Genomic DNA, 20,450 nt, shown 5'->3' with positions numbered 1-20,450 from the left:
CTTGAGCCGGCGTACACACTCGCACCCAGACGCGGCAGCACGCTCCTAGGCCCGCTCGGCACCGCGCTGGTTCGGATCCGGCGCCCGCTCCGCCCCGCCGCCGCGGTCCGCCGCGGCGCGCGACGGACTCTCCGGCACGCGGCCGTCGGGCGCCGACTGCCGCGCGGGCTCCGTCCCGACCGCGTCGGGGGCCGCATCGGCCGCGGCCTGCCGAAACTCAGCCATGATCGCGGCCTCCTCGTCGTCACCCAGGGGCGAACTCGCGCCCACCTCGATACCTGTTGCCAGGTCCGCGTTCATCGCGAGCTCACGCATCATCTGTTCGGCCTGGGCCGCTTCCTGGGTCAACTCCGCCGCACTCGGCAACGTCACGCGCTTGCCCTGCTCGGCCAGTGCCAGGTGATGAATGTGCGTGCCCAGGATGTCGATCTGCTTCGTGAACACCTCGGCCTGCGACCGTACCCGCCGCAAGTCCCGCCGCACACGCACCAGCTTCCCAGCCAACTGCTTGCGCTCCACGTCGGTCTTCGCGGCCGCCCCCTTCTCGATCGCAGCGCGCTCTTCCGCCTCGAGCGCATCCACGCGGCGGTCAAGCTCGTAACGCTGCTGCTCGAGCTGCACCCGCTGAGCCGTCATCTGTCGGACGCGCTCACCTACCGTGGGTTTCAGACGCAGGAGTGTGCGGAACCACGTTCTCAGGTTCATGGTGGCGCTCTCTTCGGCGAACGGACTGCGCGACACGTGCACGGTACCATCGTGTACGACCGTCAACAGCCGCGGGTCCTGGCGGCAGGCCTGCCGCACGAGGGTCTCGACCTGCGCTGTGGGCAGACCCAGCCGGTCTGCCAGTTCCGGCAGAGCCAGGCCGCGGGAGTCGAGCTCGGCCGCGCTCTGCTCCAGATGATACAGCAGTCGCTTCAACCGTTCGCCGTGCGATTCCAAATCAAAGAGCTGGGCCCACGGAGTCCGCCGGAGGCGCTCCGGCAGTTCGACATCCCAGCCCCCGTCCTCCCGCCCTCCCAGCAGGACCAGTGTCAGCCCTGCCTGGCTATGCACCAAGGCCCGCGCTTCCGGTGTGAAGCCCGTCGGGCTCGCGAACACGGCCGCTGTCGGCCGTTCGCGCTGCGGGAGGAGATCGTAGCGTGCGAGGGCATCGAGCACGGCATCGCGCCCGACGGGGCCCGGTGCTGTCCCCTGCAGCAACGCGTCGAGCGGCGTGAGAACCTGGGCCCGCAGCCGCGCAACCGTCCGGTGAAACGGGCCAAAAACGCGCCGTGCAAACCGCCCCTGCACGGCCTGCGTCCCCGGAAGCTGCTCCAACAGACCGCGCTCGAACCGCTGTAAGCGCATCAACGTCGCCCGCACCCCATCCAATCCGTCAGGCAACGCCTCAAACTGCACCCCGTCCGCCGGCAGTGTCCGACCTAACAGCCCCCGCGCCCGAGCGCGCAACTGCTGCAGGAACTGCTCCTCGAACAGGCGGTACCGGCTGCGGTCATCCATGGGCTGGTCACGATTCCTTCGCTAAGGTGCTCCCGGCGCACGCTTGGATCTAAGAACTTGTCACCGTTGCTTCGGGCCACGGACCCATCGACCGTACATGCCAACAGCGTATCATCTGCTGCCGGCGCCGCATCTCCCGGCAGCCCGGCCGCCCTACGGGATTCGCCGCACAATCCCTTTTCTTCGGGGCCGCCATTTGCCGTTTCTCAGGGGCTGCCTCGGGCACGTCCGGGAAGCAGCACCCGCCCGCAGCGCGCACAATACCGCGCACCCGCCAGATTCCCATGGCAGCATTTGGGATCGGAGCAGCGGAGCTGCCCGCTCAAACCGGCTCCGGTTGCTGAGACTGGCCGTGGCCGGGGTTGCAACAACCCAAATACGTCGGCCACAGCCCTGAATACCGCGAGCGTGATGATCGCGAAAAATGCGACAAAGCCGACAACCAGTGCCCCGACCACCCACAGCAGCGATAATCCAATATCGGCCAGGGGCATCTCAACTTACTCCCGGGCCACGGTCAGGGCGGCGCCGCAGAAGATGCAGAAGCTGTCATCCGGGGCCGGATAGCCCCCGCACGCCCCACACCGCCGCACCGTCGCCAGGCGCTGCAGCCCGCAATGCACACAGAAATTGTCGGACACATCCACGACTCCACCGCACGCTCTACAATTCGCCGGCTGCCGCAGTGCCCGCGCCGGGCCGGGGTAGGCCCGGGCGACCCGCGCCCGTCCCGCCTCCGCCCGACCCACGTTCCGCACGGACGTGTCCGTGTCCTTGTCCAACTCGCGCAGCACGTCGGCCGCTGTTGCCAAGCGGTTCTCCGGCCGGGCGTATAGCCGGCGGAAAAGTTCATCGAGCGCGGCCGGTGTCTCCGCGCGCATCGTACTGGGCAGCTCGGCGCCCGCCGGCCGTTCACCGGTGAGCATTTCGAACAGCATAATTCCCACGGCGTAGAAGTCGGAGCGGGCATCCGGCGCCTGCCGGCCGTCGCGCAATTCGGGGGCCATGTAGGCGAGCGTGCCGGCGAGATGGTCCGGCCGTTCAGCCCGCTCGAGCGAAACCGACTGCTCGATGATCGAACGGAGCGTATCCCCGGTGGAAAAGCCCAGACCAAAGTCGCCGACCTTGACCTGCTCGACCGTGAGTCGCGAAAGCGGCTCACCCTCCAGGTTCAGTAGAATGTTGCCGGGTTTCAAGTCGCGATGCACCAAACCGGCGGTATGCGCCGCCTCCATTGCGAGGACGATGCCGCGCAGGATGGCGCGCACCACCGGTAGCGGCAAGCCGCGCGGGTTTTCAAGCAGCACCGCCCGCAGCGACGGTCCACGCACGAGTTCCATCACGAGGTACGCCGGATCCGCGAAGGGATCAAGACCCAGCACACGCACGATGTTCGGGTGCCGCAGACCGTGGACGACCAGCCCCTCCCGCTGTAGGTAGCGGACGTACTCCGGCTCGGTCGGCAGCTTGACGGCAACCTCGTCCGTCTTCCAGACATGGTGGCGAGCGCGCCAGACCTCCCCGAACGTACCGGCCCCGAGCACGGATTCCAGGATGTACTCGCTCACGCGGAGGCCGGGCTGGTAACGCGTGCTGCTCATGCCGAACTCCCTTGCTGGCACGGGCGGCGAGACCGGCCGCCCGCCGGAACGCCGCAAACCCAGGCCGGATTCACACCCGCAAGCACCCTCAGCCCCCCGCCTGTTCCGCGAGATATTCCGACACCAGGTAATTATACGTTCCGGCGGTCCCCACCGCGGCCAAGGCCACGATCCAACCCCAGCCCGACCCGGGGAAACCACCCATCAGAATCAAGCCCAGCACGATGTTCAGCAGCGTCAGGGCTGCGATCAGGCCCACACCGGCCCAGTTCGAACTGAGCGCGAGCAGCCGCGTGATGAAGAGCCGCACGACCCACGGCAGGACCGCCGCCACGGCTATCCACGCCATCGTACGCCAGATGGCACTCCAGAGCGCACCGCGGCCGTCGGGGCCCATCTGCCACAGACCGACGCCCGCCAGTATCAGCAGCCCCAGCGCAATCCAACCCAGGATCTTTTCGCTGAGGCGTCCGAAAATCCCACCGGTTGTTTCCATCACTTCTCCGTCGTGACAGCCGGCGCCACCGGTAGCCCGCCTGGGACCTGCGGCGCAGCACGCGGTTCCGCTGTGAGCAGTGTAATCCACACACGACGTAGGCGGGTTTAGAAATCCGGATCACTTCCGGAACCGACCCTGTCCCGGCACCGCGCCCCTTCATTGCATCCCGGGAAGCGGCGCGCGAGAATCCCCGGTTGGAAGGGGTGCCAGAGTATGGCCGCTCGTCCCGTCACGGTGTGTTTCGCAGATCCCACGCCCAGCCATGCCCGACCTCGCCAAGGGAGCCCATCATGTCCAGTCTCGTGCAGTCGTTCATGCAGGAAGTCATTTCCCGCAACCCCGAGCAGAAGGAATTTCACCAAGCCGTCCACGAAGTCGTCGAATCGCTCGTCCCCGTACTCGATAAACACCCCGAGTTCCGCAAGGCGAAGATGCTCGAGCGGCTGGTTGAGCCAGAACGGGTCATCCTCTTCCGCGTCCCCTGGATGGACGACCGCGGCGACGTCCAGGTGAACCGCGGCATGCGGGTGGAGTTCAATTCCGCGATCGGTCCCTACAAGGGGGGGTTGCGCTTCCACCCCTCCGTCAACCTCGGCATCATCAAGTTCCTCGGTTTCGAGCAGATTTTCAAGAACGCGCTCACCACGCTGCCCATGGGTGGCGGCAAGGGTGGTAGCGACTTCGACCCCAAGGGGAAGAGCGACATGGAGGTCATGCGCTTCTGCCAGTCCTTCATGAACGAGCTCTTCCGTCACATCGGCGCCAATGTCGATGTCCCCGCGGGCGACATCGGTGTCGGCGGACGCGAGATCGGCTACCTCTTCGGCCAGTTCAAGCGACTGACACGCTCCTTCGAGGGTGTCCTGACCGGCAAGGGACTGAATTGGGGCGGCTCGCTCATTCGCCCGGAGGCCACCGGCTACGGCTGCGTCTACTTCGCCGAGGAGATGCTGAAGACCAGGGGGCAAAGTCTGAAAGGCAAGCGCGTCGTCATCTCCGGCTCCGGTAACGTGGCGCAGTATGCGGCCGAGAAGGTGCTGCAACTCGGCGGCAAGGTGCTCACGTTCTCCGATTCGAACGGCTTCGTGCTGGACGAATCCGGCATTACGCGCGAGAAACTCGAGTATGTGATGCAACTCAAGAACGTGCGCCGCGGGCGGATGAAGGAGTATAAGGACAAGTTCCCGCAGGCGCACTACCACGACACCCCCGCGACCGCCGACAGCAACCCGCTGTGGGCGGTGCCGTGCGACGTGGCCCTGCCGTGCGCAACGCAGAATGAGATCAATGCCGCGGATGCGAACCACCTCGTGAAAAGCGGCTGCACCTGCGTATCCGAAGGCGCGAACATGCCGACCACGCCCGAGGGTGTGAGCGTGTTCCTGGAAGCGCGGACACTGTACGGCCCCGGCAAGGCCGCAAATGCGGGCGGCGTCGCGGTTTCAGGGCTGGAGATGAGCCAGAACTCGTTGCGCATGGCGTGGTCACGCGAGGAAGTCGACGCGAAACTGCACGGCATCATGGTGAACATTCATGATGTCTGCGCGCAGACCGCCGCGGCCTACGGCACGCCGGGCAACTACGTGAACGGCGCGAACATCGCGGGCTTCCTCAAAGTCGCCAATGCCATGCTCGACCAGGGGCTGGTGTAGGCGGGCGCCGGCAGCACCGGCTTCACCGAATCCCGACCGCAGGGTCGGGATTCATCCTGTGAGATGGCCCCAAGCTGCCCCTTCCGCGGGGGGGTTCGCTCTGCACAGAACGCTCCGCAACTACCGCGGTTGTCAGATCCAGGCAGCGCGCCGAATCGCACGCATCCTGACACGAACCCGGCTACGTGAGCTACCCGGCCAAGCCACATGGAATCACGTCCTGCGTTGGCTCCCCGTGTGCCACACCGTATCATCCCCCGCATGCTCCCGGAGATGCACATCGGCGCACGCCCCGGCCGTACCTGGCTGCTCAGCGTTGTCACCGGCTCGCTGCTCGCGTTGACGCTCGGCCTCGCCTGGATTCAGGTCCACGACGCGCGCGCACTCGGACCCCCGCAAGTCGTCCCGGGCACCCCCGTTCGTGTACGTGTGCCCCGCGACTGGCTGCCCAGCCCGGACGTCCCCGGAAGATTCCAGTTGGAAGTCGCCCGGGGAGACCGCCGGCGCGGCCGGTACGAACGCGCCGTCACCGTGGAATACCATGAACTTGACCGCTTCGTCGCCCCCGAGATCCTGGTCACGACGCCGTTCCTCACCGGCGGCGTGACAGCGCGCCAGGTGCAGCCTGCGCTGCTCGGTGGACTGCCTGCGATCGAGTTCCGGCAAACTGTACCGCTCGCGCCGCAGGTACGCCGCGAGCGCGTTGTTCGCTTCACCTGCCTTCCGCGCGGCCAAGTCCTCAAGCTCACCTACGAACCGCTCCTGATGATGCGCACCGCGGACTGGGAGATTTTTGACGATCTCTGCACCACCGTCCGTTTCGAAGGCGCCGGTCTCGACCATACGCCCCAGGAGGCGCTCACCGCCGCCGGGCTCGAACTGCCTGTGAGTCCCGGCTGGGTGTTCGCCGCACCGGCCCTCGAAGCCGTGCCGGGTGTCCACATCAGCGGATTGATCGATGGTCTGCCGAGCTGGTCACTTGCGATCTACCGCACCTGGCTGGCACACGGACGCACCCCACAAGACCTGCTGGCCGATATCGCCGCCGAAAATTGGCTGCGGTGGAATTCCGCAACGTGGCTGACCACTGCGCGCCGCGCCGACGGCGTCCAGATTGCCGCACTGGTGCCGCCTGCGGGGACACCCTTGTGGGGCGAACCGCGCGCGGCCTGGATCGTTTGGAGCAGCCCGACCGAGGCCGTTCTGCTACTGCTCGATACCTCCGAGCCGGCCTTCCGTGGTGCCGTCGCGGCCGTCACCGACATCCTTTCGCAACTCCGCATCCTCCCGCATTCCTTCTTGCCCGAACTCGACACCGCCGAGGCCGCCGGCATCCGGCTGGCACGCGATCTTGGGCGCCTGGGACCCGTGCAACGTTGGGGACGCGCCGCTGTGGACGAGCGCTTCACGGACGGCGCAGCGCTGCTGCACGTGCGCCGCCGCCCCGCGGACGCGAGTACCACCCCCGGCTACAGGGGCGAAGTCGAACAGGAGCGGCGCGGCTTGGGAGTCCTCCTGCGAGCGCGTTGGGAACTGGGTGCGCGGGCTGAATCCTACGAATGGTCGGCCGATAGCCGCCGAGTCGGCACCCGTGCCACCCTGGTGGACATCCGCATTCAGGAGGAACGGCTCAGCGCGGACGGGGAAGTCCAGCGGCAGTTGTGGATCAGTGGCGCAGATCGCCTGCACTTCCGTTTCACGCCCGGACCGGCCTTTGTACCATCACCCGCCACGGAAGTGGTCAACGCCTGGGTCGCCCGGCAGGACCATGCCGGTCCTGCCCGCGCCTTGGTGGAGAGCACCGCACTGCTCGGGGCCGGTCCACACACGGTACTATTGCGACCCCTCCCGCCTGATGGTCCCCTGCGACGTGTGCTTGTCCAGGCGGATTACGACCCAACCGGGTCAATCGAGGCATACGACGAAGAACACGCTCGGCTTGAGTATCTATTCATACCGGGCAGTCGCTTGCAAAGGGTGCCCTGAGTGTGACGGCTTCGGGAGCGATCCCGAACACCCTGCATGCAACACATAATAGCCCGTCGGGGTCCTCTGCTCGCTTGGGACGCATCTGCCACTGACAGTTGCGCTGCGTTAGAATGCTTTGCCGAACATCCGGTTCGAGACCGAGTTCTCGGACCCGGGGCGCCTCCTTCGGACCGCTCCCCCGACCTGATCGTGTTGACATGAGTACCGCGAACGCCACGACACCCCCGCTCACCGTGCCCACCGGTGCGGCCGACCGGCGTCCCGTCTCCGAGCGGGAAGCGCGCCGCGGGACGAATTCTGCGCAGGAACGCGCCACCTACGACGGTGTAACCTGGCTTCATCGCCCGGAGGCGGAGGGGCTGCTGCGACTCGTCCGGCGCACGGCCTGGGCCGCACCCGAGGACCAGGGCTGGGAACGTGTGAAGCACAACGCCCGGCGTGAGGTCTGGCGGGCCGAGATCGGCGGCGCCACCTACTACCTCAAGTACTACCTGCGCGACCCGTGGCTGCGCCGCCTGCGCAACGTCTTCCGCGGACACCCCTGTAACGCCGAGTGGGATGCCGCCTGTTTCACGGAACGTCATGGCATCGCCGCGCCGCGCGCGGTGGCCTGTACGTCGCACCTGCCACGCGGGGGCGGAGCGTGCGCCGTCCTCATCACGGCTGCAATCACGCCAGCCGAGTCGCTGAGCTCCTTCTGGCTGCGGCTCGCCACGGACGACGACCCAGTACGACGCCGACGAGACACGGCCCATCTACTCGACCTGCTGGCCGAGATGATCGCGCGTGCTCATCAGGCCGGTTTCGAGCATCTCGACATGCACGTCGACAACATCCTCGTACGGCCCGTGGCCCCGCGTCAGTACCAGACTGTTTTCGTTGATCTCCAGACAGCGCGCCGCAACGTACCCATCCGCGACGGCGCCATTGTCCGCAACCTCGCCCAGCTCAACCAGTGGTTCCGCCGACACGCGTCGCTCAGCGATCGCCTGCGGTTCCTGCGCGCCTACCTGCGCTACCGCAACGAATTCGAAGTCTTGTATGAGCATGGCCGGCCCCTGGCGCTGAGTTTCCGCGAGCTCGTGACGGCGCTGCAGGTCATGGCTCGACACCACGCTGAACGGCTCTGGGCCCGGCGCGACCGCCGCGCCGGGCGCGATGGGCGCTACTTCTGCCGCCTGCGTCTACCGGGTGGCTGGCGCGGCCTCGCGCTCACTTGCTGCAAGCATTCCGCGGATGAATCCCGCGCCTCGCAGCTCGTCTTCGAGCGCCGCTGGTGGCGCACCCAACTCGCCGACCCCCTGCGCTGGTTTCGAACCCAGGAAGGGTCCGCCCGCTGCAAGAACTCGCACTCGGCTGAAATTCTCCGCACCTCGTTACCACACCCCGACGGCGAGATCCCGGTGATCATCAAGCATCCCCGGGCGCGGAACTGGCGCCGCCGCATGGCGCAATGGCGTCCCATTTCGCGCAGTCGCCGTGCCTGGCGCATGGGTCAGGCCCTGCTGAACCGGGAAATTCCCACGGCGCGGCCCCTCGCGCTCATCGAGCGGCGCATCGGCCCACTGGCTGTCGACAGCGTGCTGGTGACCGAAGCCGTGGCCCAAGCCGTCGACCTGGAGACATTTCTGCGGCGCGCCGGCGGGTTGTTGCGCGGCACCGCGTGGTACCGCCTGAAATACGACCTGATGGTCATCGTCGCGCGCGAGTTGCGGCGACTGCATGAGCGCGGCTTCCGCCACCGTGATTGCAAGGCGAGCAATCTGCTCGTCGTCAACGAACCGGAACTGCAAATCTGCTGGATCGATCTCGACGGCATCCGCATCGGACGCGTCCCCCGTGAGGATCAGCCGCGACCACGGAACCATGAGCTGCGGGCCATCGCTCGGCTCGCCGCCAGTCTCGAACCGCTCGGCCTGGTCACCCGCGCCGACGCCGCCCGCTTCTTACGCGAGTACAGCGCCCAGTTCGGTGCCGCTCGTACGACTTGGCGGGGCATTTGGCACGCCGTTGCGGCGGCGGTCGCACGGAAACGCGCAGCGAAGGAAGCACGCCGTCAATGGAAGCTCCGCCACTACGGGCGGGAATAGCAGCCGGGATTGGCCAACGCTACAACCGGGTGTGACCCGAGCCGCTCGCCAGTCGAATCGTCTTCCGCGTCAGGTCGTGAAACGCCTTCACATAGCGCACGGTGCGTGAGCGGGCGCGCATCACCACGGAGTACGTTACGGCCGTATGACCATCGACCACGACGCCACGCAGCAGCGCGCTGTCGGTGATACCAGTCGCCACGAATACCACATCGTCCCCGCGCACCATGTCCGCACAGGAGTATTCACGCCCCAGTAGCTCGCCGTGTCCATCCTGCTCGAGCTGCTTCCGCTCGGCATCATCCCGCGGCCACACGCGACAGAGAATGTCACCCCCCAGGGCACGGATCGCCGCCGCCGCCAGAACCGCTTCCGGCGAGCCGCCGATCCCCATGTAGATGTCCACGCCGCTGCCCGGAATGCTGGGAGCGATCGCCGCTGCAACGTCTCCGTCTCCGATCAGGCGAATGGCCGCACCGGTCCGTCGCACCTGGTCGATCAGCTTCTGATGCCGCGGTCGATCGAGAATACACACAACGAGGTCACGTACACGTTTGCCGATCGACAACGCCACGATCTCCAGGTTGTGATCCACCGAGGAAGTCAGCCGTACATGGCCGGTGCTCTCTCGGACTTTCGGTCCCACGGCGATCTTCTCGACGTAGTAACTGGGAATGGCCGCCAGCATGTGATCTTCCGGCGCACTTCCGGTCGCCGCCGCAATGACCGTCAGTGCTCCCGGCAAACCCTTGGCCGTCAGCGTAGTGCCATCAATCGGATCGAGCGCGATGCTGACGTTGGGCGCACCCTCTTTCCAGGTACCCAGCTTCTCGCCCACAAAGATCCCGGGGGCATCGTCCTTGATCCCCTCTCCGATCGTACACGTGCCGCACATGTCCATCAGGTTCAGCATGCCGCGAATCGCGTCGGTGGCCGCAGAGTCGGCTGCGATTTTGTCGCCCTTGCCGACCCAGCGGAACACATTGAGGGCCGCTGCTTCACAGGCGCGCAGCACCTCCATGCCCATCAACTTCTCATCGTGCGCTTCCGCATGGGTAAGTACCGACTCCGAATGCGGGGAATTCGACACCGCAGCACCTCCGAGTACCGCAACCCTGCAGGACACCCGGCCCGCACGGCCACACGAGCAACGGTCAAGACATGAACACCCCGTTACAGTAACGAACCGTGTGGCCGGATTCCAGAAGGGACCTTGCCCAGTTCGGGTTCGCCATTACCGTCAATGCTGCGCCGCGAACCGCCCGCCGGGCACGCCCAGTACGAAGAACTCCCGCTCGTCATCCGTCGCTTCATGATGCAGGATGACGAGTTCATCCCATGACCACAGTCCGCGAAAGGTGGCGGCCGAATCCCAGTGAAACTTGCGTGGCATGGTGCTGTCGGCGTCATTGTAGTCGACGATGACATCGAGACCGAGTCTTTCCACGATGTCACGTGGAGAATCTCCCTGCTGTACGAATCGGGCGAACTCGACCGAGTTCATCAATCCGTCGAGATTGATGACCGTCTGGTCGCTGAAATACGCCAGCAAGCCGGCGTTCCAGGCCCCCAGCCGCACATCGGGTGGCAAATTCACCCGCAGCCAGGAAGCCAGCTCATAGCGCGTGGTGTGCAGATCGCGGACTTCGGACGCCCGCAACTGCCGCACAATGGAGACCGTCTGCATGGAAGCGAGGAAGAGCCCGAGCGCCACTGCGAGCCCCTGCCGCGCGCGGCGTGTGAGGACGGGCGACCGCAGCCAGCGCTCCACCCCCCACGCCAGCCACACCATCCACACCAGCAGCAGGTACGTGTGATACCAGGAGTCGACCGAAAAGTGCAGCAGGTTCGTCGCCAGCACCAGCATGTGCGCCAAGGTTCCCACGGAGAGTACCAGCCCCAGCCCTGTCACCCGGCAACCCTTCGGCGGCCACGCCACAAGTCGCGGCATCACGAGGTGAATCAGCATCGGCAGCAAAAAAATGGACAACGCCACGCCCAGCAGAACCGACTCCAGGGCCTCCGGTACAAAGCGGGCCAGTAACCAAACCGGGGCTTCACTGAACGTTTTCAGCATCACCCCGGCCACAAACACCGGCCACAGCCAGCCGGGATCCGGCCCCAGGTAGGTGCTGGCGTAATGGGCCTTCATCAGGCCTGAAACCGGCAACCCGGCTCCAAAGTAGTACAGATTGCCCACAAAATAGAGTCCGCCTGCCAGCACCGTCGGACCGGCGAGTCCCAGCAACGGCCGCACCACACCCGCACCGCGCCGCATACAGCGCCACCACAGCAACAGGCCCAGCACGACGCCGATCACCGTAGAGTCCAGCCGCGTGAGCGTGTTGAACGCCAAGGCCCCGCCGCACAGCAGCAGTTCCACCGTGCGCGGTACGCCGCTCCCCCACCACAACCGTACAAAACCAAGCAGCACAAGCGCCGCTGCTAATCCGTGCAGACTGTTCTCCATGCCCAGCAACGCCGGCACCAAGCCGAGCAGATAGCACCCCCACGCCACACCCACGACGGTGACCGCAACCCGGCTCCCCAGTTCCCGCGCCATCCGCAACAAGACGAAGCCCGCTGCGAGATTCAGCCCGGCACACGCCGTCAGCGCCATCCGCAGCAGCAATTCGCGCTCCGTAGTCACCGCAGCCAGCGCCACGAGCGCAGCACCCCACAACGGTTGCACTCCGTTGGTTGGGTTCAGCCCGTCGAAAGTTGGGAAGCCGTGCTCAATCGTTTTCCGCGCATACTGCAGGTACAGGAACGTGTCGTCGTTCGTCACGCTGCCCACGATCCAAGGGACGGGGGCCAACCAGCACCACCCGAGCTGGTACGCGAATGCGAGTAGAAGGAACCATACGACCACCCGCGGTATCACGGGGTGACCGTGCGCCGGCTCATTCATGGAGCGAATCCCGCACCCCCCTCTCTTGCAGGGGTGGGATGGGTGAGGGTCGAGAATCCGCGAAAATCTTCCCTCTCCTAATCTCTCCCACCCTGGAAAAGAGGGAATCGGCCGGCTGCTTGCCTGGTGCCGGCCACGCCAGAACGCTCCTCCCTAGTTCCCGTAGTACGCATTTCATTGCGCCGCTTTTCCCGCCCGCCAACGCAGCGCTGCCCCGGCTACGCGCCGCCCGAGGTGCTCCGCCGTCTTCTGATCGCTCTCCGGCGGGGCCGTGTCTGCCTGCTGGTCGACATTGGACTGTGACATCGCGCCCAGCCACGCACCAATTCGATTGAGATCGTTCGGCGACCCCTTCGAGCTGTTATTCCCTCCCGGCAGGTCAAGCCCGATCCAGACCATGCCATGCTGGAATGCGAAGTGCGCCAAGTCCCAGAGCGTGTTCAGCTTGTCTCCATGCTGACTGCCGGAGTTGGTGAAGCCGGCCGCGAGCTTGTCCTTCCACTCCTGCCGCAACCAGAGTGCCGAGGTGTGCTCCATGAACTGCTTGAAGGCGGCACTGACCGAGCCCATGTAAGTGGGCGCACCCCATACGATCGCATCCGCTTGCGCCAGCGAATCCCAGGTTCCACGGTACTGCTTCTGGGCATCCGGTGGGCCGAACGCTTCCACCGGGAACAACTCCGCTACCGTCCCGGGCACACTGGCCGCACCGCGTACCACGGCTTCGGCGATAACCTTGGTATGCCCCCACTGCGAATGATAGACCACCGCAACGCGCGCCATGTGCATTCTCCGAGCAGATAATCACCGCCGCAGTGCCCTCCTGCGACCGGCCGTTCCGCAGATTGTAGGCGAAGCCCTTCAGGCACAGCGTTCATGTCAGCGGATCCCACGGTTCTTCACGCCCGTCCCCGCCGACGAGGCAGCGTCGCTCTCCTGCGAGACTCGCTCCCAGCTCGTACGCGATCGGAACTCCGACCGGGATGCGCACCCGTAACACCTGTTCCGGCGAGAGTCGATCCAGGTACATGATCAACGCGCGGATGCTGTTGCCGTGTGCAACCAGCAGCACTCGCCGCCCGCTCGATACCTCGGGCGCCACGACGTGCTCCCAGTACGGCACCACCCGCGCCACCGTGTCCTGCAGCGACTCCGTCAGCGGTAGTTCCTTCCGCCAGATGGACCGATAGCGCCGATCATGACCCGGCCAGCGCGGATCCCCGGTACTCAGCGCCGGCGGGCGAGCATCGTAACCGTGCCGCCACAACGCCACGCTTTCGGCCCCGAACTCGGCCGCCACGTCGTCATCCGTGCGGCCCTGCAGCGCGCCATAATGCTGTTCGTTGAGGCGCCAGTTCCGGTGGACCGGCACCCACATCTGGTCCAGTGCATCCAGCACGATCCAGAGCGAACGGATCGAACGCTTGAGCAACGAAGTGTAGGCCGCATCGAACTCGTAGCCGCCCGCCCGCAGGCGCGCACCCGCCGCCGCCGCCGCACTGTGCCCCGCTTCCGTGAGGTCCACATCCGTCCAGCCGACAAAGCGATGCTCACGCCACCAGACCGACTCGCCGTGCTGTAAAAGAACAATGCGCTTCATGGGACCGGCTCTGTTCCACACTGGCCGTTTGCTCCGCGGCTCCGAGCACTCCCGTGTTACTTCCGACGCCTTGGCCGCGGGCCGGCCACGGCCGGCGACGCGCCCGCGCCGGCGAGTGCGCTCGCCAACTGTACGAACGTCTTGACGCCGAAACCCTTCGCACCCTTGCCGAGGTGTCCGAGCGGTTCCTCCTTGCAGCCCGGACCCGCGATGTCACAGTGAATCCAGCGCTGCCCCTCCGTGATCCACTGCTGCAAAAACAGTGCCGCGGTGATCGACCCCCCCCAGCGGACGCCGATGTTCTTCCCATCGGCTACCGTCGCCTTCAAGTGTTCCTCGTAGGGCGCGTGCAGCGGCAACTCCCAATACAACTCGCCCACGGCGCGCCCCGCGGCGATCAACTGTTGCGTGAAACGCGGCTCGTTTCCGTACACCCCCGCGATGTCTTCGCCCAGCGCCACCATGCAGGCCCCGGTCAACGTCGCCGCATCCACGATCCAGTCCGGCCGGCGCTCGACTGCCAGTGCCAGCGCATCCGCCAGGATCAGGCGTCCCTCCGCATCGGTGTGGTGCACTTCCACTGTGCGTCCCGAACGTGTCGTCAGGATCGACGTCGTCAGGTAGGCCTCCCCGGAAACCGCGTTCTCCGCCAGCGGCGTCAGCACCGTCACCCGCAGGGGCAATTTCAATTCCGCAATCGCGCACGCCGCCGCGAAGACCGCCGCCGCCCCACCCATGTCGTACTTCATCCCAACCTGCGCATCTGCCGGCTTGAGCCCGTAACCCCCCGTGTCATACGTAATACCCTTGCCCACCAGACACAGATGACCACGCGCTGCCCGCGGTTGATAGTCTCCGATGACCAGCCGCGGCTTTGCCACCGCACCCTGCCCGACGGCCAGCAGCGCTCCGCACCGCTCCCGCGCCAGCCGCTTGTCATCCCAGACACTTACGCGCAGCCCGGCGGCCGCCCCGACACGTGCAAACTCCCGTGCCAGCGTCACCGGATTGATCACGTTCGGCGGTTCATTCAGAACATCACGCGCCTGATTCACATACCGACAGATGATCGCTGAGTTCCCCAGCGCCCGTTTGGCCGCTGCCTCAGAGCCAGCGGCCACGACCACCAGCACCGGGGTGGGGTTCGCCTTCTCTTTCAGGTACCGATCAAACGCATATCCGCCGAGCAACGCCCCTTCCTGAGCCGCGCAGACCCACTCCGGTTCCACGCAGTCCAGCAGCGCCACGACCCGCGCCGCGCCCTCCGGTTCTGCGTCAGCCACCGCCTTCGCCACCGCCCGTTGCCATTGTTCCACCGCGGGCACATGCACGCCGTCGAGCCGCACGCTCCGCGCCAGCACGTCCACCTGGCCGACTACCCCGCGAAATACCGTCTGCGTGCCACCGGCTTTGCTCGCCGGGCGCACTGCTGTACGCAAGGGCTCCGGCAATACGCCGGCATCAAAAAGAGCATCCTTGCTGTCGCGGTAAGGCAACAGGATGAAGTCGCCCCGCACGGGTCGATAGGTACCGCTGACGGTGAACGTAGGAACGGCCATCGCACCTGCACCTCGCTGCTGGTCGCCGCCGGCAGCGCCGCACATGGCGCAACCCGGCTGGTGGTGGAATCCGGTGTTGTACCCGGCCGGAAACGCCCCCGATAGTCCGCCCCGCGCGATCTTATCCGGCGACAGCGAGCGTGCTGCCCCGTGGCCGCTGCCAGTCCCCCAACCGACCCTCCGCAAGCAGCAGATGGAGTTCCTGCACCACTTCGCGCTCGTCCAGCCGCCGCGTGACGTGGGGCCGTACTTCACGCACGCGGGCGTAGGCCGCACGCGGTGTCAGCCCATAGGCCGCCATCAGGTAGCCCACGACGAGCGTGGCGCTGCGGCCCTGCCCGGCTTTGCAGTGGACGTACACACCGCTGCCCGCCTGTACGAATTGCCGGATGAACTCCAGTCCGCGCTGCATCGCTTCCAGCGAGGGGGGGTGGAAATCCACGGTCGGCAGGTGCAACTGCTGCAATCCCAGCCGGTGCAACACCACCTGGTGGCCGTGAAACTCTTCACACATGTTCACGATGCCCCGCACACCCATCTCCGGCAGCAGCGCCAGATCGGCTCTCGTAGGCGCCCCCCCCAAAAGCACTTGCTCGTCCACCCAGTCCCAGAGCCGCCACCGCCCAGTCCGGTACATCACGCGGTTGAAGATCCGCGCCGGATGGAATTGCAGGCGCATGAACAGGCGGACCCACGGGCTCATTCCGGCTATTATGCCAGTTTCCAGCCGTTCGGGCTATGTGTTTTGCCGCGGACGCCTTCGATTCGGTACATGAACGCTCGTATACCAGCCGGGCCGCTTCAGCCCCCCCGGAGATCACATGGACCCCGCTTGGACCACCCCCCTCATCCCGCGCCAGGTACTGTTCGGCAACCCAGACCGTACCAGCGCTCGCATCAGCCCGGATGGCCTCCATGTGAGTTTCCTCGCCCCCCGCGATGGCGTTTTGAACGTCTGGATCGCGCCCGTTGACGACATTACAAAGGCACAACCGCTCACGAATGACAAAGGCCGCGGGATTCACGAGTACTACTGGGCGTATACCAACCGCCACGTACTCTACCTCCAGGACCAAAACGGTGACGAGAACTGGCGAATTCACTGCGTGGACCTCGATACGGGAAAAACCCGCGACCTGACGCCCTTCGACGGCGTACAGGCCCGCCTCCAGGAGTTGAGTCACCGCCACCCCGACGAAATCCTCGTCGCCATCAATCATCGTCAACCCGCGCTGCACGATCTCTATCGCATCAACCTGCGCAACGGTGACCGTACGCTGGTCGTCGAAAATCCGGGTTTCATCGGCTTCGAAACTCAGCATTTCGAGCTGCGCCTCGCCCAGGTCATGACCCCTGCGGGCGAGCTCCAGCTCCTGCGACCTGCCGGGGATGATTGGGACCTTTTCGCAGAGATCCCGGCCGCTGACACGCTCACTACCGGTCCGGCCGGCTGCAACGAGACCGGCACGCACGTCTATCTGCTCGACAGCCGTGATCGGAATACGTCCGCCCTGTACCTCGTCGAACTGGCGACCGGAGAACGCACGCAGCTTGCCCAGAGTCCGCGCGCCGACCTGTCCGAGGTTGAGCTGGCACCCGTCACACGCACGCTGCAGGCCGTCGCCGTCACTACCGAGCGGAAGGAGTGGATCGTCTTCGACCCTGTTGTCGAGCCCGATTTCATCCTGCTCCGCACGCTCGCCCGCGGTGACTTCGCGATCGTCGCACGCACACTCGACGACCGCCGCTGGATCGTCGCTTACGATGTCGACAACGGCCCGCGCGCCTACTACCTGTACAACCGTGACACCCGCGCGGCGCGCCACCTGTTCGACAGCCGCGACGATCTGCGCGCCGCCCCGCTCGCGGAGCTGCAAGCCCTCACCATCCCCGCGCGCGACGGCCTGCCCCTCGTCAGCTACCTCACACTGCCACGCGACACCCACGGCCCACGGCCCACCTGCCCGCTGCCACTTGTACTACTCGTCCACGGCGGACCGTGGCACCGCGACACGTGGGGTTTCGTGCCCGAGCACCAATGGCTCGCCAATCGGGGCTACGCTGTGCTCAGCGTCAACTTCCGTGGCTCCACCGGTTTCGGCAAGGATTTTCTCAATGCCGCCAACCGCGAGTGGGGCGGCCGCATGCACACCGATCTGCTCGACGCTGTGACCTGGGCCGTGGCCCAGGGCATCGCCGACCCCGACCGCGTGGCGATCTTCGGCGGCAGCTACGGCGGCTATGCCACGCTCTGGGCCCTCACCCAGTCGCCCGAGATTTTCTGCTGCGGGGTCGACCTCGTCGGCCCGTCGAGTCTCATCACGCTGCTCGAATCGATCCCCCCGTACTGGGCTCCCATGATCGAGGTATTCACCACCCGTGTCGGTGACCACCGTACCGAGGACGGCCGACGCTTCCTCACCGAGCGCTCACCGCTCACTTACGCGGAACGGATGCGCCGACCGCTGCTGATCGGGCAGGGCGCGAACGATCCCCGCGTGAAGCAAGCCGAGTCCGATCAGCTCGTTACCGCCCTGCAAAGTCGCAGCATTCCAGTGACCTACGTCCTGTACCCCGATGAGGGCCACGGCTTCGCCCGTCCGTCCAACAGTCTTTCCTTCAGTGCCATTGCGGAGGCGTTTCTGGCCGCGCACCTCGGCGGCCGCTGTGAGCCGTTCGGTACCGATTTCCGCGGGGCTTCACTCGAAGTGCCGGCCGGCGCAGACCAGATTCCCGGGCTGGCGGCGGCACTGGCGAGCCACTGAGGGGACAGTGGCAGCGGCGTCGTCACGCACCGCCTCCGAGCTTGGGGGCCGGGTGACCGGGAGCTGCGCCCACGTTTACAATCCGGAGTGAACGCTACAGGAGGATCCTTGCCATGCGTATGCACCCGTCGATCGGCGGAAGGCCCTCTGCTCTCCGGCACCACAGGACGCGCGCCACGACCATCGCCGGTTGTGCCCTGGTACTTACCCTCTTCATGCTCGTACCCCCAGCGCCCGCCCAGGACGGCGACGCCATCGCCGTGGTCAACGGCCGCCCGATCACCAAGCAGCGTGTTGTGGAGATGCTGCTCGACGCGCACGGACTGCCGATTCTGCAGCAACTCATTGTGCTCGAACTGGCGAAGTCGGAGTCGCGCCGCCTGCGATTGGAGGTCACGGCGGCGGACGTGCAGCGCGAGTTCGAGCGTGCCATGCAGAATATCGCCCCGGATGTCGACGCCACCGGCAATATTCTGACCGATGTCGAGCGGCGCCAGGCACTCGAAATGCTGCTTCAGCAGAAGGGCATCACGCTGGCGGAGTTCATGCTCGGGATGGAACGAAACGCCCATCTTCGCAAGATCGTCGAGCGCGATTTCGAGATCACCGAGGGCACCCTGCGTGAGGAGTTTTCGCGGTTGTACGGCGAGAAGATTGAGTGTCGCCACATCCAGATCGACGCCCGCAACATCGCCGCGCTGCAGGAAGCGCTCAACCTGCTCGACGACGGCACGGACTTCGCCGAAGTCGCTCGCCGCGTCAGCCAGAATACCGACACCGCGCCGAACGGCGGCTTGCTCCCGCCCTTCAGTTTCAGCGACAGCCAGTATGCCCCGGCCCTGCGTGAAGCCGCGTTCGCTTTGCAGCCCGGGCAAGTGAGCAAACCGATCAAGATCGGAATGTGGTGGCAGATTCTGCGGGTGGAACAACGCCTTCCCCCCTGACGAGGCCAGGTTCGAAGAGGTCCGCGCCGAAGTCGAGGCCACCCTACGCGCCCGCGGCGTGCCGCAGGAAATGAACCGCCGGATCACGGAGCTGTTCCGCAAAGCCGAGATCCGCATCCTGGACCGCGAGTTGAAGCGCAAGTTCGAGCACCTGCTGCGCGAGGGTATCGTGCAGGAGTCGACGCTGCCCCGTTGACCAAGCTGTCCGCCGTGACAACTCGCGCGCCCCCAACGTCCACCCGGAGTCGCCGATCGCATTCCGGCGCGCACCGGGGAGACGCGTTACCGGGTCCCTTTCCGCCCGCCGGGATGCTCCGCCACGATCGTCGAGTGCATCCCGCCGCGCGGCGTCCACCCCGTCGTCACCTTCATCCGCCGCGGCCGCAGCAGCGCTACAAGTTCATCGAGAATCCGGTTCGTCACCGCCTCGTAGAAAATCCCCTCGTTGCGGAAGGTCTGCAGGTAGAACTTCAGACTCTTCAACTCGACGCACAACCGGTCGGCCACGTATTCAATCGTCACCGTGCCAAAGTCCGGCTGCCCCGTCTTCGGGCAGAGACTCGTGAACTCCGGCTGCACGTGTGTGATGACGTAGCACCGCTGTGGGGCCGGGTTCGGGAACGTCTCGAGCAGCGTGGCAGGAAGGGTGGCCAAGCGTACGGCGTTACGGCGTTTGGGTGGACGAGAGGACGTCATAGCATGACCTCGCAAATCAGACCGGGCGGACGGCCACAGCGATCGAAGCCGCCAGCAGGAAAGTGTATGGGCGGCGGGAGTCGGGGGCACGCCGGAGCCGGGGCGCGTCGCAACGTAGGACCTCTTACCCCGTGCGGGCCGGGCTATGATCGCCCGCGTGGCATCTGTCAGAAAGACTAAGCCGGCACGGGTTGGAGGTGTGGCATGGCGTGGGTGTACCTGATCGTGGCCGGACTGTTCGAAGTCGGTTGGGCCGTCGGGCTGAAATACTCACAGGGTTTCACCCGCTGGTGGCCGAGTGTGGCCACGGTCGCGGGGCTCATCGTGAGTATTGTCCTGCTGGCGACCGCGGCCCGGACGATCCCGGTCGGTACGGCCTACGCCATCTGGACGGGGATCGGTGCGGCCGGCACGGCGCTCCTGGCGATTGCACTGTTCGGAGAACCGGCCACTGCGCAGCGACTGGTGTGTATCGGGTTGATTGTCGCCGGAATCGTGGGGCTGCGGCTATCGGTCTGAATGGGGGTAAAAACCGCGTCCCGGCGTCCTGGGCCGCGCGAGGGCAACTTTCGACCGCGGCAGCGCCCATTGCGCGCGGGCGCGGTTACCCTCTCCCCGGTGATCGCCGTTGTACCCGGTGA

Annotated in this window: 16 protein-coding genes; 6 read left to right on the top strand and 10 right to left on the bottom strand. The window is 65.9% G+C overall.

The features are described from left to right. Window positions 1-45 precede the first annotated feature (45 nt). The 3 genes from IPM18_14770 to IPM18_14760 form a co-directional block, all read right to left on the bottom strand. On the bottom strand, window positions 46-1,503 hold the full coding sequence (locus IPM18_14770; GenBank protein MBK9120840.1) for a hypothetical protein: 1,458 nt from the start codon (window positions 1,501-1,503) through the stop codon (window positions 46-48). Window positions 1,504-2,003: 500 nt separating this feature from the next. Further along, complete coding sequence (locus IPM18_14765) at window positions 2,004-3,104, bottom strand: protein kinase (GenBank protein ID MBK9120839.1); 1,101 nt, start codon at window positions 3,102-3,104, stop codon at window positions 2,004-2,006. An 88-nt stretch (window positions 3,105-3,192) separates the two neighbouring features. Further along, window positions 3,193-3,600 (bottom strand): hypothetical protein, encoded by a 408-nt coding sequence (locus IPM18_14760; GenBank protein MBK9120838.1) that lies wholly within the window; start codon window positions 3,598-3,600, stop codon window positions 3,193-3,195. A 293-nt stretch (window positions 3,601-3,893) separates the two neighbouring features. Here IPM18_14760 and gdhA point away from each other — a divergent pair, with 293 nt between their 5' ends. The 3 genes from gdhA to IPM18_14745 all read left to right on the top strand — a co-directional run bounded on the left by gdhA (window position 3,894) and on the right by IPM18_14745 (window position 9,334). After that, window positions 3,894-5,255 (top strand): NADP-specific glutamate dehydrogenase, encoded by a 1,362-nt coding sequence (gdhA, locus tag IPM18_14755; GenBank protein MBK9120837.1) that lies wholly within the window; start codon window positions 3,894-3,896, stop codon window positions 5,253-5,255. 261 nt (window positions 5,256-5,516) lie between these two features. Further along, window positions 5,517-7,241, top strand: a complete 1,725-nt coding sequence (locus IPM18_14750; protein MBK9120836.1) for a hypothetical protein — start codon at window positions 5,517-5,519, stop codon at window positions 7,239-7,241. Between the two features lie 200 nt (window positions 7,242-7,441). After that, window positions 7,442-9,334 carry a hypothetical protein gene (locus tag IPM18_14745; protein MBK9120835.1) on the top strand — a complete coding sequence of 631 codons (1,893 nt, stop codon included), beginning with the start codon at window positions 7,442-7,444 and terminating at the stop codon, window positions 9,332-9,334. A 19-nt stretch (window positions 9,335-9,353) separates the two neighbouring features. Here the strand turns inward: IPM18_14745 and glpX are convergent, their stop codons facing one another. The 6 genes from glpX to IPM18_14715 form a co-directional block, all read right to left on the bottom strand. Continuing rightward, a complete protein-coding gene (glpX, locus tag IPM18_14740; GenBank protein MBK9120834.1) occupies window positions 9,354-10,361 on the bottom strand; it encodes a class II fructose-bisphosphatase in 1,008 nt (335 codons plus the stop codon). 213 nt (window positions 10,362-10,574) lie between these two features. Then, the gene (locus IPM18_14735) at window positions 10,575-12,245 is read right to left on the bottom strand and encodes a hypothetical protein (protein MBK9120833.1); all 1,671 of its coding nucleotides are present in this window, start codon (window positions 12,243-12,245) and stop codon (window positions 10,575-10,577) included. Window positions 12,246-12,419: 174 nt separating this feature from the next. Then, a complete protein-coding gene (locus IPM18_14730; GenBank protein MBK9120832.1) occupies window positions 12,420-13,028 on the bottom strand; it encodes a flavodoxin family protein in 609 nt (202 codons plus the stop codon). A gap of 91 nt (window positions 13,029-13,119) precedes the next feature. Continuing rightward, window positions 13,120-13,845 (bottom strand): 2,3-diphosphoglycerate-dependent phosphoglycerate mutase, encoded by a 726-nt coding sequence (gene gpmA, locus IPM18_14725; protein ID MBK9120831.1) that lies wholly within the window; start codon window positions 13,843-13,845, stop codon window positions 13,120-13,122. Window positions 13,846-13,901: 56 nt separating this feature from the next. Then, window positions 13,902-15,404, bottom strand: a complete 1,503-nt coding sequence (locus IPM18_14720; protein MBK9120830.1) for a leucyl aminopeptidase — start codon at window positions 15,402-15,404, stop codon at window positions 13,902-13,904. Between the two features lie 121 nt (window positions 15,405-15,525). Beyond that, a complete protein-coding gene (locus tag IPM18_14715; GenBank protein MBK9120829.1) occupies window positions 15,526-16,107 on the bottom strand; it encodes a dual specificity protein phosphatase family protein in 582 nt (193 codons plus the stop codon). A gap of 118 nt (window positions 16,108-16,225) precedes the next feature. On the opposite strand from IPM18_14715, the gene IPM18_14710 reads away from it, so the two are divergent. Next, on the top strand, window positions 16,226-18,169 hold the full coding sequence (locus IPM18_14710; GenBank protein ID MBK9120828.1) for a S9 family peptidase: 1,944 nt from the start codon (window positions 16,226-16,228) through the stop codon (window positions 18,167-18,169). Between the two features lie 113 nt (window positions 18,170-18,282). Further along, on the top strand, window positions 18,283-19,113 hold the full coding sequence (locus tag IPM18_14705) for a peptidylprolyl isomerase (protein ID MBK9120827.1): 831 nt from the start codon (window positions 18,283-18,285) through the stop codon (window positions 19,111-19,113). A gap of 282 nt (window positions 19,114-19,395) precedes the next feature. On the opposite strand, the gene queF is transcribed toward IPM18_14705, so the two are convergent. Then, window positions 19,396-19,809 (bottom strand): NADPH-dependent 7-cyano-7-deazaguanine reductase QueF, encoded by a 414-nt coding sequence (gene queF, locus IPM18_14700; protein ID MBK9120826.1) that lies wholly within the window; start codon window positions 19,807-19,809, stop codon window positions 19,396-19,398. 204 nt (window positions 19,810-20,013) lie between these two features. On the opposite strand from queF, the gene sugE reads away from it, so the two are divergent. Further along, window positions 20,014-20,328: a quaternary ammonium compound efflux SMR transporter SugE gene (gene sugE / locus IPM18_14695; protein ID MBK9120825.1), complete on the top strand. Its 315-nt coding sequence runs from the start codon at window positions 20,014-20,016 to the stop codon at window positions 20,326-20,328. The last annotated feature ends 122 nt before the right edge of the window (window positions 20,329-20,450 follow it).

This window comes from Phycisphaerales bacterium (assembly GCA_016716475.1).
Classification (GTDB): domain Bacteria; phylum Planctomycetota; class Phycisphaerae; order UBA1845; family Fen-1342; genus JADJWG01.
The sequence above is the reverse complement of the archived record's forward strand: the minus strand, read 5'-3'. Positions and strand labels throughout refer to the sequence as shown.